Raw genomic sequence first — 16,506 nt, 5'->3', positions numbered from 1 at the left:
TATTAAACGAAGTGTTTATCAGTATGTCATTTTGTTTTATATAAAAAACAATACAATGAGGTCTCATTTTTACTGAACACCGAGATTTTATGTCCTCAACACTCCCCTTACGCGGCCACCTCGCACAGGCTGGCACAATCGCTTATGGCTGCATGGGCCTGGGCGGCGGCTGGAACAATAATCCGTTATCCCAGGATGACATTAGTCAGGCACACCAGGTTATCGATGCCGCACTGGAAGCTGGCATGAATGTTTTTGATCATGCCGATATTTATACCTTCAACAAAGCAGAAGCTGCGTTTGGTGAGGTACTGAAGCAAGCCCCTGCACTGCGTGACAACATGTATTTGCAATCAAAGTGCGGTATCCGGTTTGATGATGAGCAGGGCGTGAAACGCTATGACTTTGCTGCCGACTGGGTTACCTCCTCGGTGGAAGGGTCGCTCAAGCGTCTTAACACCGAACAGCTTGATGTATTGTTGCTGCACCGCCCTGATCCTCTGATGGAACTGGACGAAATGGGTGAAACCCTGAATGCCCTGCATCACAGTGGCAAGATTGCCCATGTGGGCGTTTCTAACATGAATCAGCATCAGATTGCGTATCTGCAGTCAGGCCTGAGCATGCCAATTGTGGCAAACCAGCTGGAGATGAGCCTGGCTCACATGGACTGGCTGAATGACGGCGTGGTAGTCAATACGGGCGAAGCGGCGACCACAGGTTTTACCAGCGGGACGCTGGAATATTGCCGTACTCATAATATTCAGCTGCAGGCATGGGGCTGTCTGGCTCAGGGTAAATTCTCACAGGCCGGTCTGACAGCAGACGATGCGGCGGTGCGCAAAACCACCGAATATGTCATGCAACTGGCCGAACACTACAATGTGCCCTGTGAAGCGATTGTACTGGCCTTTTTACTGCGTCATCCGGCGGGCATTCAGCCGGTTATCGGCACTACAAACCTTAAGCGAATTGCCGCCTGCGGTCAGGCAACCCGCATTCAGCTTACCCGCGAGCAGTGGTATAACCTGTATGTCTATTCCCGCGGGCAGGAGCTACCTTAAGCATGACATCAATGAGCTATACGCAGGCCCGTGAGCTGGTCGACAACGCCGTGGCGATTGCCACTGAAAAGCAGGTCAGTATCTCTGTTGCCGTGTGCGATGCACACGGCGAGCTGCTGGCTTTTGCCCGAATGGATGGCGCCAGCCTGCATTCAGGCGTACTGGCGCAGACTAAAGCCTATACCAGCGCGCGGGACCGTCAGCCTAGCGGACAGCTAGGCGCATGGGCGCGCTCAACCGGTAAGGATATCAGCTACTGGAGCGACCCGAAAATAACTGGTTTTATGGGCGGTGTGCCTGTGCTTGTTAATGATCAGGTGGCCGGCGGCATCGGCATATCGGGCTTGTCAGAAGAAGATGATGAGGCGCTGGCTTATCAGGCTATAGACCAGTAAGACATTTTGGCCAGGCCAATGTCTGTTGCTGGTGTGGTGATTCACCAAAAGTTAAGGGCGCATCCGCGCCCTTTTTTAATGCCTGAACATAAACGGGGTGGCGTTGATATAGCGCTGCTGTGATACCATTTATGCCATTGTGTATGAGTGTTGTAATGTAATGAAAAAAACGATTAAAAAGCTGGATGATAATGTGATTAAGGCACTGACTCAGGCTTGTGAAACTTTTAAGCAATGGGATTGCGGGTTTGAGTGGCTGACCCATACAGCCCGCTACAATGCGTTTCCCGGAAGCCTTATGATCACCTGTGTATTTGAGCTTGATGCTGAGATAGCCCGGGCTGAAGATACTGAAATCGCGCGCAAAATGCGCCAGGTTATTCAGACTAATCTGTTGAAAGTGGGAATAAAGGTTAAAGATATTCGCCGGCATGTGCGGCTGGATAGCGAAGAAAGTTGTTTGCGAGCTGATGAGGGTAACTGGCAACAGCGCTTGTCCCGCTGGCAGGGGTAATAGTTGCACGTATAAACAAAAAAGCGCTGACAACCTGCCAGCGCTCTGTAGTTACATTATGACTATTTGTTGAACAAACCTTTAAGTTTGTCTTCGGCTTTTTCCATCAGCTTGTCTTTTTCCTGTTCAATGCGCTCACGGGCTTTATCTTTCAGCTTATCTTTTGCTTCAGATTTAGCCTGCTTGATGACATTGTCGAGCATCGCATTCATGATAGCTGCCCCCACCTGATCAGCCGGCAGCCCGTCAGGCTTACCAATTGACCCGGCGTTGAACGTCGGGAGCGTAACTTCATAGGCTTTCTCGTCTATGTCCAGCTGTAACTGACTGGTGTCCATCTGTTCAAAGTTAAGCCGTAACCGGGCATTGCTGACCGTGACATTTTCAATGATAACCCGGGGCATAGGCTGGCCAGACTCTGTGGTTTTTGGCTCGCTTTTCTGCTTAGGCAAGTTGCTTTGCAGGTTATCTTTTAATACCAGCAGGTTGCTCTGCGCACTGGCGTTCACTTCATACAAAATATCCGGCGCATCCACTGTTACATTGTCAATCACATAAGGTTCACTGGTGGCTCCACCCAGATCCAGTGTGACTTTACCTAAGCTGAACGCATTGTCCTCAGCAAAGCCCTGCGGGTTTTTTACTGTAGTGCCGGTAATATCCATACGGGCATCACTGTAAGATACATCCACCGCCGACACTGCCACCGGCGTGCCCAGGTAGGCTGTACCCTGCTTCTCTATTTCCTGACGGATAAAATCACCCGCGCTGCTCATGAAATACCAGATGGCACCAATGATGAGCACAATCAGTACCAGCAAGACGGTCAATACTTTTTTCACAATACGTCCTTTTTATGAGGTTAAACAATCAGTAAGAAACATTACCCCGTCCCGGATCAAATTGGTAGTCTGTTTGCTGCTTTTTCAGCCGGGAATAACAGCCAATAAAAAACCGGCTCGTAAGCCGGTTTTCTCAGTACAACGGGTACATGCAGAGTTACTGGTCCTGCGGGTGCATGTCTTTTTCACTGAAAAACAGTGAATAGAGCACCGGAACTGCCACCAGCGTCAGCAGAGTGGCAAACGACAAACCAGCCATGATGGTTACCGCCATACTGTTAAAGAATGCATCCCACAACAGGGGCAGCATGCCCAGCACCGTCGTCAGTACTGCCAGCATGACCGGCCGTACCCGGCTGATACTTGCCCCGGTAATAGCATCATTCAGATTTTTAGCGGTACGTCTGCGCAAGTCTGCTTCATCCACCAGTACAATGGCATTTTTAATCAGCATGCCCGACAGACTCAGTAAACCCAGTAAGGCGGTAAAGCTGAACGGGAAGCCGGTAATCAGCAGACCCGCAGTCACCCCGCAGATACACATGGGCACAATAATCCAGATAAGCGTTGCCTGACGCAGCGCGTTGAACAATAAAATAGTGATCAGAATCATCGACAGGAAGCTTATCGGCAACTTAGTCCCCAGACTGGCCTGAGCATCCCGGGAGCTTTCAAACTCACCGCCCCACTCCAGCGTGTAACCGGCTGGCAGCTCCATCGCCTCGATGGCATCCACAATATCAGCCCGGGCGGTCGCCGCCGTATGGTCGCCTGCCGGCTCAGCCTGTACGGTCAGGGTTCTGACCCGGTTACGCCGGTGAATAATGCCGTTTTCCGAATGTAGCTCAAAGTCTTTGACAACCTGAGTAACCGGAATAAAACTTTGTTCGGTATCTGAATAAATCAGCCGGTCTTCCAGCCATGACATGCTGCGGCGCTCTTCGGCCGGGGGCCGGATAGTAACCGGAATCTGACGGTCTTCTTCACGATACACGCCCACCTGTTTACCTTCACTGGCAAAGTCCAGCGCTTCGGCAATCTGGGTGCGGGACAGACCGGCAATACGTGCTTTTTCCTCGTCAATCACCGGGCGTACAATCATTTCCCGTTGCCGCCAGTTCTGACGAATATCGGTCACCAGGCTTGAGTCATACATAATCTTTTGCGCAGACTCGCCCAATTCACGCAGCACTTCAGGATCGTTGCCCATAAAGCGCGCTTCAATTTTTGCCCCGCCACCGGGCCCAAAGAAAATGCGCTTAGTATACACCTGAGCCTGCGGATGAGCCTGCTTGGCCTTTTCACGGATCTGCTGCATGATAGCCGGGATTTGCTCGCGGGTCTGCGTGCGGATAATAAACTGCCCATAGGCCGGATTCGGTAATTCCGGTGCATAAGTCAGCATAAACCGACTGCCCCCCATCCCGATGGTGCTGGTGACATTCACCACACCGTCTTTTTCCATGATGGACTTCTCAATTTCCGTCATATCCTGCTCGGTAGCGCGAATATCGCTGCCCTGTGGCAGATAGTAATCCACATAGAAAAGCGGCGTATTTGATGGCGGGAAGAACGACTGCTTCACCATGCCAAAGCCCCACACGCTTACTACCGTTAACAGGAACAGCGCCACCAGCGTGGTGCCGCGATAACGTAATGCCAGACCCAGCAAACCTTTATAGGCACGAAAACCGCGGCTGTTGTAAATATCCTGCTCACCGTCAGACTGCGTCTCGGTTTTAAACAGATAATGGCCCAGCAGTGGTGTCACGGTCACCGCCAGCAGCCAGCTTAACAGCAGGGAAATCAGAATAACGGCAAACAGCGAGAACATGAAATCGCCAGTCGTATCCTGAGACAGCCCGATACCGGCAAAAGCAAGAATACCAATGACGGTTGCAGCCAGCAGCGGGTACTGAGTTTGCTGTGCCGCTTCCTCGGCCGCTTCTACCGACTGCTTGCCTTTTTGCATGTTAAGCAACATAGACTCGGCAATAACAATGGCATTATCGACCAGCATGCCCATGGCAATGATCAGGGCTCCCAGCGAAATACGCTCCATCTGAATGGAGAAGATCCACATAAACAGCACCGTGCCAAGCACAGTGAGCAGCAAGGTACCGCCTACAACAACACCAACCCGCCAGCCCATCACAAACAGCAGTACAGCTACCACAATGCCGACCGACGCGGCCAGGTTGATCAGAAAGTCGCTGATGGCTTCATCAACCACTTTGTGCTGCTCGTAAATCGGCTGAATGGCTACCCCCAGCGGCAGTTTTTCACGCAGCATATCCAGATGCTGCTCAACCTGATGACCGATTTCCACAATGTTCAGATCACTGCGTCCGGCAATGGCCAGTGTAAACGCTGACTTGCCATTGTTGCGGGTAACCTGACTTGGTGCTTCTGACTCGGTACGATAAACATTGGCAATATCACCGATATATAGCTGCTCGGTCGTGCCGGGAACACCAAATTTCAGATTACGAATGGTTTCGGCGGAGTCGTCGCCGGCCGGAATCACCAGGCGAATACGACGGTCTTCAACCCGAACGCTGCCAGCATCAGCAATGGCACTTTCGGTTTGAAACACACTGGCAATCTGATTCAGTGAAATACCCAGGCTGGCCAGCTTTTGCTGGGAAATCTCAACATAGATAGTTTCTTCGGGTGTACCGGCCAGCTGCGCCCGGGTTACGCCGGGAACGGTGAGCACCTCACGACGTAATTTGGTGGCCAGCTCACGCTTCTGACGATTTGAAAACCCTTCTGCCGTGATGGCATAGTAAAGACCATATACATCCCCAAAATCGTCATTTACGATAGGGCTACCGGCCCCTGAAGGCAGTGAACGTGCGCCGGCATCAACTTTACGGCGCAGCTCATCCCAGGCCTGAGGCAGATTTTCTCCGCTGAAATCATCCCGCAATTCAATGGTGATCTGGGACTGACCCGGTAAGGAGCGCGAGGTAATATCGCCCAGCTGGGATAATTGCTGAATGGTTGATTCAAGAGGCTCGGTGACCTCCTGCTCCACTTCCTCGGCGGTAGCACCGGGATAGTAGGTAGTAACGATGGCTTTTTTGATGGCAAATGCAGGATCTTCCAGCTTACCTATCTGCACAATAGCGTTGATCCCGCCGACCAGGAAAATCACCATCAACAGCCAGATTGTTAACTGGTTTTTGATTGAATAGGTGGCGATTTTCATAGTACCGGCTTCTCACTGTCAAACTGTCGGACCTGCATGCCGTCCTGTAACTGACGGATGCCTGCAGAAACAATAAACTGCCCGGCTTCAATGCCTTTCACAATCTGCGCATTTTCGTCGCGAATCACACCCAGCTCAACCGGATGGTAACTCACGGTGCCAGCCTGCTTGTCATAAAGCCAGACCGCAAATTCTTCTTTACCAGAAGTGTCTACTGCGCTCATGGGCACCCACCAGCCGGCCTGATTAGGCTGACGGTCAATCTCGATTCTGGCAGTCAGAACCATACCCGGTAGCAGCTCAACACCTTCCATACGCGGCAGTTTGAAGGTCACCTGATAGGTCTGGGTAGCTGAGTTCACTTCGGTTTTATGCTCCAGATAGGCCAGCTCGACCGGCTTACCCTGTTTATCCAGAATTTTGTTGCCTTTTTTATCTTCCAGATACACGGTGTAGTGAGGCGCTTCTTCTACTGCCATACGCATCAGCTGCTCGGGAATATTCACATGCACCCGCAGATAATTTATATTCTGTACCCGTAATACCGGCTGGTTCGGCTGAACAAACGAGAACTTTTCCACCAGCCGATTGGTAATCAGTGCATCAAACGGGGCATGCAATTCAGCATACTCTACATTCAGCTCTGCATTTTCCACGGCAATTTCAGCATTTTCATAGGCCGTTTCCAGTGAATCAAAATCAGACTCACTGATGTAGTTTTCTTTTTTCAGCTCTTTGCCACGCTCAAAGTCGGACTCAGCCTTGCGTAAACTGGATTGCGCCTGACGCAGCGCAAGCTGATAATCCTGAGGCTCAAGCGCAGCCAGCAAGTCGCCCTGCGGAATCACAACGCCCTGGCGGTCCACTAGCTTATTGATACGGCCCGATACCTGAAATGCCATGTCTACTGTACTGAGTGCATCGACTTTAGCAACAAATCTGCGTACACCGGGCTGGGTGTCCTTGCCAACCTGATACACTTGGACCATAGGCGGGGCTTTGCTGGTTTGCTCCTGTTTATCATCAGAGCAGCCGATAACGAAGATCAGACTGGATAGTGCCAGTACTGCAACGCGGAACAGGTTATTTTTCACCGGTGTTTTCTCCTAAAGATTCAGCCATGCTGACGAGTTTTTCTCGAATCGTGTTGCGTTCGGTTTCGGTAAAAGGGCTGACAGACATTAACTCCTGAAAGCTTAGACCATCTATTGCCAGCCAAAGGATAATGCTGTCCCAGTAATTCTCTGGCTGCTCACGCAATTCCTGCACAAATTCGCTCATGTGCTGGGAAAAGATTCCCAGCAGCTCAGGGTTTTCGTTGGCCGCGACCAGAAATAATCTGGCGTAATCCAGATCGACCTGCTCATGAATACGCTGACGCGTACGCAATAACCGACTCACCGGCAACTGCTGCTGATTTTCTTCACAGATTTCCGTTTCGTAACATTTAAACGTGTCCATGAGATTACTCAGCAGGGCTTCCAGTAAGGCTTCCTTGGATTTGAAATGATGCATCACGCCGCCCTTGCTCATGTTGCATTTCACAGCAACATTATCCAGCGTGAGCGTGCGTGGCCCCTGATTAACAGCGATATCGACAGCAGCGTCGATGATTTTCTGGCGCGATAAACTTTTATCTCTTGGCATCTGCCTGCTCTTTTACAAACCGTCCGGTCGGTTTTTAAAGGATTAGTCCGGTATTGTCAATCACAAGACGCTTAATGGATAAAACTTAAGTATGAGATACGGCCGGCAGGGCCCGGTGGATTATGTCTAGCTATGACCTGGGTATCTGTCTACGATATGAGTGCCTGTCCACGATATGGGTGCCTGTCTACGATATGGGTGACTGTCCACGATATGTGTGCCTGTCTACGATATGGATGACTGTCCACGATATAGGTGCCTGTCCACGATATGGGTGCCTGTCTACGATATGAGTGACTGTCCACGATATGGGTGCCTGTCTACGATATGAGTGACTGTCCACGATATGAGTGACTGTCCGCGGTATGGGTGCCTGTCTACGATATGAGTGCCTGTCCACGATATGGGTGACTGTCCACGATATGAGTGATTTCAGCATTTTCATAGGCCGTTTCCAGTGAATCAAAATCAGACTCGCTGATGTAGTTTTCTTTTTTCAGCTCTTTGCCACGCTCAAAGTCGGACTCAGCCTTGCGCAAACTGGATTGCGCCTGACGCAGCGCAAGCTGATAATCCTGAGGCTCAAGCGCAGCCAGCAAGTCGCCCTGAGGAATCACAACGCCCTGGCGGTCCACTAGCTTATTGATACGGCCCGATACCTGAAATGCCATGTCTACTGTACTGAGTGCATCGACTTTAGCAACAAATCTGCGTACACCGGGCTGGGTGTCCTTGCCAACCTGATACACTTGGACCATAGGCGGGGCTTTGCTGGTTTGCTCCTGTTTATCATCAGAGCAGCCGATAACGAAGATCAGACTGGATAGTGCCAGTACTGCAACGCGGAACAGGTTATTTTTCACCGGTGTTTTCTCCTAAAGATTCAGCCATGCTGACCAGTTTTTCTCGAATCGTGTTGCGTTCGGTTTCGGTAAAAGGGCTGACAGACATTAACTCCTGAAAGCTTAGACCATCTATTGCCAGCCACAGGATAATGCTGTCCCAGTAATTCTCTGGCTGCTCACGCAATTCCTGCACAAATTCGCTCATGTGCTGGGAAAAGATTCCCAGCAGCTCAGGGTTTTCGTTGGCCGCGACCAGAAATAATCTGGCGTAATCCAGATCGACCTGCTCATGAATACGCTGACGCGTACGCAATAACCGACTCACCGGCAACTGCTGCTGATTTTCTTCACAGATTTCCGTTTCATAACATTTAAACGTGTCCATGAGATTACTCAGCAGGGCTTCCAGTAAGGCTTCCTTGGATTTGAAATGATGCATCACGCCGCCCTTGCTCATGTTGCATTTCACAGCAACATTATCCAGCGTGAGCGTGCGTGGCCCCTGATTAACAGCGATATCGACAGCAGCGTCGATGATTTTCTGGCGCGATAAACTTTTATCTCTTGGCATCTGCCTGCTCTTTTACAAACCGTCCGGTCGGTTTTTAAAGGATTAGTCCGGTATTGTCAATCACAAGACGCTTAATGGATAAAACTTAAGTATGAGATACGGCCGGCAGGGCCCGGTGGATTATGTCTAGCTATGACCTGGGTATCTGTCTACGATATGAGTGACTGTCCACGATATGGGTGCCTGTCCACGATATGGGTGCCTGTCTACGATATGGGTGACTGTCCACGATATGGATGACTGTCCACGATATGGGTGTCTGTGCGCGATATGGGTGTCTGTGCGCGATATGGGTGCCTGTCCGCGATATGGGTGCCTGTCTACGATATGGGTACCTATCTACGATATGGATGACTGTCCACGATATGAGTGACTGTCCACGAGATGGGTGCCTGTCCGCGATATGGGTGCCTGTCCACGATATGGGTGCCTGTCCACGATATGAGTGACTGTCCACGATATGAGTGCCTGTCCACGATATGGGAGCCTGTCCACGATATAGGTGCCTGTCCACGATATGGGTGTCTGTCCACGATATGAGTGACTGTCCACGATATGAGTGCCTGTCCACGATATGGGTGACTGTCCACGTTCTGCTGCACAGAGCTCTCAGCAAATGGCAGGCAATAAAAAACCGGCCATGAAGGCCGGTTTGTATTAAGAAGGTAGTTACTCTGTTATTCAGGCAACCTGCTCTTCTTCAGCTATGATTTCTTCTTTGGTTTCATGTGTCAGCAGATATTCAAATGCTGCCAGAGAGGCTTTGGCACCCTCGCCCATGGAAACCACAATTTGCTTGTACGGCACAGTAGTCACGTCACCTGCTGCATAAATGCCCGGCTCCGATGTATTACACTTCTCGTCAATAATAACCTCACCGTGCTGTGTCAGATCCAATGTATCTTTAAGGAACTGACTGTTTGGCACCAGACCAATCTGTACAAACACACCTGCCAGATCAACCGTACGTACTTCTTCGGTGGCGCGATCCTGATATTCAATCGCTGTCACTTTGCCGTTTTCAGCAATAATCTGCTTCGTTGCTGCGTTACGGATAATAGTGACATTGTCACGTTTTTCAGCCTGCTTAATCAGCACCTGGTCAGCCTTCAGGTCAGGCATAAACTCAAACACCGTCACTGATTTTACAATACCGGCCAAATCCAGCGCCGCTTCAATACCGGAGTTACCTCCACCGATAACCGCCACATCTTTACCTTTAAAGAAAGGACCGTCACAGTGCGGGCAGTATGCTACGCCGTTACCTACGTTTTCACGCTCACCTGGCACACCCAGTTCTCTCCAGCGGGCTCCGGTTGCCACGATAACCGAGCGGGTCTTAATCACCTCACCCGATGACAATGTGATGGTCTTCACATTACCTTTTTCAATACTGTCGACCCGAACATGCTCTTTTAGCGTAATGTCGTAGTCTTTCATGTGCTCCATCAAGTTACCCACCAGCTCAGGGCCTGTGGTCTTGGGCACAGAAATCAGGTTTTCGATACCCATAGTATCTTTTACCTGACCACCGAAACGATCTGCCACAATGGTTACGCTCAACCCTTTACGGGCACTGTAGATAGCAGAACTTACACCCGCCGGACCAGCACCAATCACAGTCACATCCTGTAATGGCAGGCTTTGCCCTTTGTTTGCATCTTTGAGCGATGGATCACGTTCGATCAGCTTGTCGATAAGCGTAGCGGCTTCCACTTTACCATTGGCAAACAACTCGCCATTCAGGTACACAGAAGGTACCCCCTGAATATCGCGCTGCTCAACCAGGTCAGGATACAGACCACCATCGATCATTTCGGTTTTAATATTCGGATTTAACAGCGCAAACTGATTCAACGCCTGTACAACATCAGGACAGTTGTGGCAGCTAAGGCTGATAAATACTTCAAAATTCAGTTCGTCAGAAACACCTTTAACAATACCTTGTAGGCTTTCATCGACTTTCAGGTCGGTGCCTGATGCATGCAGCATGGCCAGAATCAGCGAGTTGAACTCGTGACCGCCAGGAATACCAGAAAAGCGAATACCTGTATCTTCACCGTCAGCTTCCAGCATGAAGCTCAGTGAACTGCGCAGAACACCATCAGTGTCACGTTGTTCCAACTTGATGTTTTCGCTCACACCTGCAATGTCAGACAGAAACGTCACGAGCTCGTCACGCTTGCTGTGTTCGCCGGTCTGAAGAACGAACGTTACCTCTTTTTTCATTGACTCAGCATAGCTTTTCAGCGCTTGCAATATTTCTTTCGTTAACACGTTAGACTGCCTCTTCATTGAGTGAGTGAAATGTGCGGGCAAAACGCCCGCACTTTATTAGACTGGTTAAGCGAATGCTTAGATTTTGCCTACCAGATCAAGAGAAGGTGCTAGCGTTTCTTCACCTTCTTTCCATTTTGCCGGACAAACTTCGCCTGGGTGAGAAGCAACATACTGGGCAGCTTTCACTTTGCGTACCAGGTCATCTGCATCACGGCCAATACCTTCTGAAGTGATTTCCATCGCTTGCACGATACCTTCAGGGTCAACAACAAATGTTGCACGGTCAGCCAGACCCATGTTTTCACGCATGCAATCGAAGTTACGCGTGATTTCACCAGTTGGGTCGCCAATCATCGCAAACTTGATTTTGCCAATAGTCTCTGAAGACTGGTGCCATGCTGCGTGAGTGAAATGTGTATCAGTAGATACAGAGAAAACTTCAACGCCGCGAGATTGCAGTTCTTCGTACTTGTCAGCTACGTCGCCTAGTTCAGTTGGGCATACGAAAGTGAAGTCAGCTGGGTAAAATACAAAAACAGACCACTTACCTTTGATATCTTCGCTGCTTACTTCAACAAACTCGCCATCTTTAAACGCGTTTGCTTTGAAAGGTTTGATAGCAGTGTTAATCAATGCCATTGTTAATCTCCATCTAGTTAATATATAAGTGACGTATCATTCTTAATGAATGAAATCACGTTCAGTACGATTTAGTGGAACCAGCGGTTTTGTTAACTGCTCGTCCCGCTCAACTGGTTATAAGATTAGCGCACGAAATTTCAATATGATAATTGGTAAATTTGAACGCTTAATTCAATAAAACTGATTGCAAATCTATTTTTTGTACGGATTTATTGAACAAGTGAATAGTGCCAGAAGCCGTGAACGCTTGCAAGTAAGGAGAGCGAATGACAGACCAGCGCCCGAGTGACAGCTCATCAGAAGTCCATGACACGCCAATGACACGGCCAGAATTACTCGCCGGTCAGATAAAGCGTGTTGATGGCTGTGTGCCCAGCCCGATGTCAACCAAACATATCAAAATGGCGACCAGCCCCTATGCATTTTACCGGGGGACTGCGCAGCTGTTTTACGCTGATTTACAGGCGGGTAATATCGAGGTGCCCGAACAACTGCTCGATTTACCCCAGACCAGCGTTATCGGCGATTGTCATTTATCCAATTTCGGCTTTATGACTGAAGAAGGCTCTCATGGTGACACGGTGATTTTTGCACCTAACGATTTTGATGATGCCTGTGTTGGCTATGCCCACTGGGATCTTCTGCGCTTTATGACGTCGCTGGAACTGGCCGGCCGGTTTGCCAGAGGCGTGGTTGACGGTACTTACACGCATGAAAAAAACGGTACCGCCAAGCCTGCGGTGAGCCACGCCGACACCGAGGTCGCCATGCACGCGTTTTTACGCAGCTATGCCCAGACGTGCAGCAAATTGCTCAGTGATCCGGGCCACCGTCATTATGCCGTGGAATCGGTACCGGCTCGCTCCCGTATTCGCAAGCAGTTTGATAAAGCCTGCCGGCGGGCCGCCGGCGGGGATGAGTTTGTGACCAAAAGTGCGCTGGCCAAAGCGGTGTATATGCGCGATACGGGTTTAAGCTTTATTCGCAAAACCGACAAGTTTACCCATCTGGCCACACACTACTACGCTGAGCTCGAACATGCGTTTGCCCCTTATATGGATGACAGCGTGATCGATATTGTGCAGCGTAATAATGCCGGTACCGGCTCAGTGAATCTTAATCGCTTTTACTTTCTGGTAGGTCCGGCCCGGCCGCATAATGAGGATAGTTTTGCCCGCTGCCATATTGTTGAGGTAAAACAACAGCGCGAGGCCGCCCCGCTGTTTTATTTCCCGGATATTTCACCCATTAACAGGTTAAATCCCGCCCACCTTACCGCACGCTGTCAGCGTAAGATGCAGCGTAAAGCTGACTTACTGCTGGATGAAGCTTACTGGCAAAAACGGCATTATCTGATTCGTTCGCGCCACCATGCACGGGTGGGTATCGCCCCCGAAGATGTGACGCTGGGCAACAAAAGTGTCAATGGCGGATTTGAAGAATATGCGCAGCTGTGCGGACAGGTGCTGGCGCTGGCCCATGCCAGAGGCGATAGACGCTCACAAGTGTTTGAGCAGCAGGCCAGTGCGATATTGCCACAACATGCCCAGGCCCTGACTCACGCTGCCCGACAGTATGCGGATCAGGTTGAGCAGGACTTTACTTGGTTCGTCAAAGACCTGGCCGGTGAAACAGAGACTAACTAATTCACTCTTTGACAGATCAACGTGTATCGAGCCGGATTAGCCGGCCTGTAAATCCGGCGCCTCGCCAAGCGCTGCGACATCAATTTGCAAAAGCGCAAAATAATGATTGCGCTTTTCGCGCTGCGCAGCAGGCAAGTCACTTTGCAGCAACAGTCTGGCGGCGCTGTCCAGGGTTTGCTCCTGTTCATGGTTAAGCGGCTGTTTTCTGATAAGCTGCGCCATCACTTTTAGCAGGCTCAGGGCTATTTGCCGGTTATCCGGGGATAACCGCAGTGCCTGACGCAAATTGTTGTAAGCCGGCAGCATTCGGTTTTCCCGGTAGTTGACAGCCGCCATTTCTTTAAGTTCTTTGGTGGTAAACTGAATTTCACGACGCTCGATTTCCTCCTGCTTCAGATATTCATCCACCACCTGCGAGGAAAATGTGTCACCCTCAATCTGCTGACGAAGTTTATCGAGCACCGCCAGACAATGTTCTTTCATCCCCAGTTCATGAAACGCCTTCATTTTATCCAGATTGTCTTCCATCGACGCACTGCTGATCTCAGGCTTTTCTTCTTTCATGATCACTTCGGCTTCTTTTTTACGGCTTTGCAGACACAGGATGCGAGCCCGGGTAATGCGAACCTGTTCATCGAGCTGACCAGCCACACCTTTTGTCTCGCTCAGCCTGACCAGATCCAGTTCTGCCCGCTGTAACAGCTTTTCTGCTTCTGTCTGACTGACACTGGTCGCCAAATCCAGTGTAGAGCGAATCACATTCATCTGTAGCTCCGGCGAATCGTGAATACTGTTTTTGGCATACCGGGCCATATTCTGCACCGCGATAAGCTGGCCGGTTTTATCATGGTTGAGCCGCGCCAGATCCCACAACCGCTTGTGTCGCTCGATATTTCGTGGTGCCAGTGAACTGGCCTGTTTTATTTTGTCATAGGCTTCGGCGTACTGTTCATGCTCCAGATGAAACTGAGCCAACAGATCCAACGTCAAAAAGCGGGTGTCGCGGCGCTCCAGCAAATCCTCAATCCGTAACTGGGCTTCTTCCTGCTTATTTTGTCTTAACAGCGATTTGACCAGATTAATATGTACCCAGGCATGATTCAGGCTACTCAGCAGCCCGGTAAAATAACGCTCGGCTTCCGGGTAGTCTCGCAGGTGAAGCAGACATTCGCCGACAATCCGACGCAATCTGGGATGAAGCTCACTGATGGTGTCATCGTTAAGTTGACGCTGGGCATGATACATCGCTGCGGCATAATCGCGCTGATAAAGACAATGCAGGAGTTTATTCAGCTTTTTACGCACCGTCAGCAAATAGTCCAGGCGGGCAGCAATCCGGCGGCTGTCCAGCGGCTTCACCCAGAAGTCGTCCGGCTGCAGCTCTACAATGCAGTTAACCAGTTCATGACTGGTTTCGGCGCTCAGAAAAATCACCGATGTACGGTCAGTAATAAACTGGTGCTGGCGGAGCTCTTCAAACAGATGAAAGCCGTCTTTGTCGTTGCTGACGTTAAATGCGAGCATGACTATATCAAAGGTGTGCTGCTTACACAGACGCAGCGCATGAAAAGCGTTAAATGCGCTGCTAATGTGCTTAACGCCACTGTCACGCAGTGCACTGATGATTTGATCATGAACCAGCCCCTGATTGTCAATAATCAGTACCTTGAGTTCTTCCGGTGATACCGGCGCAGGAAATTTATCCATCTTAGATTTCGCAAACTATGATTTTTTATCACTGCTATGCAATGACTTACTGTTTATAGCAGTACGCCGAGCAGCGCGGTTTACATTGTTATCAGGCTCTACCATACCAGCTTACTGACGTTTTTTAGGTATGAAATTTTCTGCACAGGCATATTTACTCAGGCCCATTTTTCGATGTCAGTGTCGCCCGGCCAGGGTTCATAACAAAACCGGTTGCGCCCGCCATTTTTTGCCCGGTACAGGGCTTTATCTGCCGCATCGATCAAGGCCCGTTCGTCAGGGAGGTTGTCGGTAAGATTGGCAAAATCAATCGATACAAACCCCATACTGACGGTCAGGTATGGGTGCATAGAGGCTTTGATGTGCGGGTAAGCGGCTTCGGCAAACAGGTCCAGAATATGCCGGGCAATCACTTGTGCGCCATTTCGGTCAGTATCAGTCAGAATGATACCAAACTCCTCCCCGCCCAGCCGGCTGACCAAATCAGTACCGCGCAACGCAGCTTTTTTTAACAGCCGGGCCACCGACACCAGACAATCATCACCCTTGCCATGGCCATAGTGGTCGTTGTAGGCCTTAAAGTCGTCAATATCAACAATTAACAGGGATAAGGTGGTTTGCAAACGGTGGCTACGCTCAATTTCATGATTAATCGACTCATCAAATTTACGCCGGTTGGCCAGTCCGGTCAGCGGATCGGTTGCAGCCAGAGACTCCAGTTGCAGTGTTTGCTGATACAGGCGGGTATGGCTTCGTACCCGGGCGTGAAGTAACGCGACCTCAATGGGCTTGGTAATGTAGTCCACCGCTCCTAATTCAAAGCCCTTGGTTTGCTGGTCAACCGCATCCAGCGCAGTCACAAAAATAACCGGAATTTTCAGGGTCAGGTCGTCTGCTTTGAGGCGCCGGCACACATCATAGCCGTTTATCTGCGGCATGATTACGTCCAGTAAAATCAGATCGGGTTGTGCAGTCCGGGCTTGACGTAACCCCTCTTCAGCAGCGGTGGCCACAATAACTTCGTAGTCTGGCGACAGTGAGTCAGCCATCATTCTGATTGTGGTCACATCATCATCAATAATTAACACTTTAGCTCGGTGCGACAACATACAAATTCCTAGTTAATTACCAACGAAAAG

Annotated in this window: 14 protein-coding genes; 4 read left to right on the top strand and 10 right to left on the bottom strand. The window is 50.1% G+C overall.

Features of this window, described 5'->3' with window-relative positions; translation table 11 throughout:
- Window positions 1–89: 89 nt before the first annotated feature.
- From EZV72_RS08015 to EZV72_RS08005, 3 genes are all read left to right on the top strand, one after another.
- Entirely contained in the window at window positions 90–1,064 is a 975-nt protein-coding gene (locus EZV72_RS08015) for an aldo/keto reductase (RefSeq protein ID WP_137166752.1), read from the top strand.
- A 2-nt stretch (window positions 1,065–1,066) separates the two neighbouring features.
- Window positions 1,067–1,459, top strand: coding sequence for a GlcG/HbpS family heme-binding protein (locus EZV72_RS08010; protein WP_217495184.1), 393 nt, complete (start codon window positions 1,067–1,069; stop codon window positions 1,457–1,459).
- 160 nt (window positions 1,460–1,619) lie between these two features.
- Window positions 1,620–1,973, top strand: a complete 354-nt coding sequence (locus EZV72_RS08005; RefSeq protein WP_137166751.1) for a Fis family transcriptional regulator — start codon at window positions 1,620–1,622, stop codon at window positions 1,971–1,973.
- A 62-nt stretch (window positions 1,974–2,035) separates the two neighbouring features.
- Here EZV72_RS08005 and EZV72_RS08000 read toward each other — a convergent pair whose 3' ends face one another.
- From EZV72_RS08000 to ahpC, 8 genes are all read right to left on the bottom strand, one after another.
- The gene (locus tag EZV72_RS08000) at window positions 2,036–2,815 is read right to left on the bottom strand and encodes an AsmA family protein (RefSeq protein WP_137166750.1); all 780 of its coding nucleotides are present in this window, start codon (window positions 2,813–2,815) and stop codon (window positions 2,036–2,038) included.
- Between the two features lie 157 nt (window positions 2,816–2,972).
- The gene (locus EZV72_RS07995; protein ID WP_137166749.1) at window positions 2,973–6,029 is read right to left on the bottom strand and encodes an efflux RND transporter permease subunit; all 3,057 of its coding nucleotides are present in this window, start codon (window positions 6,027–6,029) and stop codon (window positions 2,973–2,975) included.
- On the bottom strand, window positions 6,026–7,123 hold the full coding sequence (locus tag EZV72_RS07990) for an efflux RND transporter periplasmic adaptor subunit (protein ID WP_137166748.1): 1,098 nt from the start codon (window positions 7,121–7,123) through the stop codon (window positions 6,026–6,028). Before EZV72_RS07990 ends, EZV72_RS07995 begins: the two co-directional genes overlap by 4 nt.
- Complete coding sequence (locus tag EZV72_RS07985) at window positions 7,113–7,676, bottom strand: TetR/AcrR family transcriptional regulator (protein WP_137166746.1); 564 nt, start codon at window positions 7,674–7,676, stop codon at window positions 7,113–7,115. Before EZV72_RS07985 ends, EZV72_RS07990 begins: the two co-directional genes overlap by 11 nt.
- A 377-nt stretch (window positions 7,677–8,053) precedes the next feature.
- Complete coding sequence (locus EZV72_RS07980) at window positions 8,054–8,539, bottom strand: RND family efflux transporter (RefSeq protein WP_137166747.1); 486 nt, start codon at window positions 8,537–8,539, stop codon at window positions 8,054–8,056.
- Window positions 8,529–9,092, bottom strand: coding sequence for a TetR/AcrR family transcriptional regulator (locus EZV72_RS07975; protein WP_137166746.1), 564 nt, complete (start codon window positions 9,090–9,092; stop codon window positions 8,529–8,531). The genes EZV72_RS07980 and EZV72_RS07975 overlap by 11 nt, the downstream gene beginning before the upstream one ends.
- Before the next feature lie 681 nt (window positions 9,093–9,773).
- Window positions 9,774–11,369 (bottom strand): alkyl hydroperoxide reductase subunit F, encoded by a 1,596-nt coding sequence (gene ahpF / locus EZV72_RS07970; RefSeq protein WP_137166745.1) that lies wholly within the window; start codon window positions 11,367–11,369, stop codon window positions 9,774–9,776.
- Window positions 11,370–11,447: 78 nt separating this feature from the next.
- Window positions 11,448–12,005 (bottom strand): alkyl hydroperoxide reductase subunit C, encoded by a 558-nt coding sequence (gene ahpC / locus EZV72_RS07965; protein WP_456300118.1) that lies wholly within the window; start codon window positions 12,003–12,005, stop codon window positions 11,448–11,450.
- Window positions 12,006–12,280: 275 nt separating this feature from the next.
- On the opposite strand from ahpC, the gene EZV72_RS07960 reads away from it, so the two are divergent.
- On the top strand, window positions 12,281–13,660 hold the full coding sequence (locus tag EZV72_RS07960) for a DUF2252 family protein (RefSeq protein ID WP_232364531.1): 1,380 nt from the start codon (window positions 12,281–12,283) through the stop codon (window positions 13,658–13,660).
- Between the two features lie 36 nt (window positions 13,661–13,696).
- Here the strand turns inward: EZV72_RS07960 and EZV72_RS07955 are convergent, their stop codons facing one another.
- Together EZV72_RS07955 and EZV72_RS07950 are read right to left on the bottom strand one after the other, a co-directional pair.
- Window positions 13,697–15,367 carry a response regulator gene (locus EZV72_RS07955; protein ID WP_137166743.1) on the bottom strand — a complete coding sequence of 557 codons (1,671 nt, stop codon included), beginning with the start codon at window positions 15,365–15,367 and terminating at the stop codon, window positions 13,697–13,699.
- A 158-nt stretch (window positions 15,368–15,525) separates the two neighbouring features.
- Window positions 15,526–16,476 carry a diguanylate cyclase domain-containing protein gene (locus EZV72_RS07950; protein ID WP_137166742.1) on the bottom strand — a complete coding sequence of 317 codons (951 nt, stop codon included), beginning with the start codon at window positions 16,474–16,476 and terminating at the stop codon, window positions 15,526–15,528.
- Window positions 16,477–16,506: the final 30 nt, after the last annotated feature.

This window comes from Salinimonas lutimaris (assembly GCF_005222225.1).
Taxonomy (GTDB): domain Bacteria; phylum Pseudomonadota; class Gammaproteobacteria; order Enterobacterales; family Alteromonadaceae; genus Alteromonas; species Alteromonas lutimaris.
This window is presented reverse-complemented; position numbering and strand designations above follow the sequence as displayed.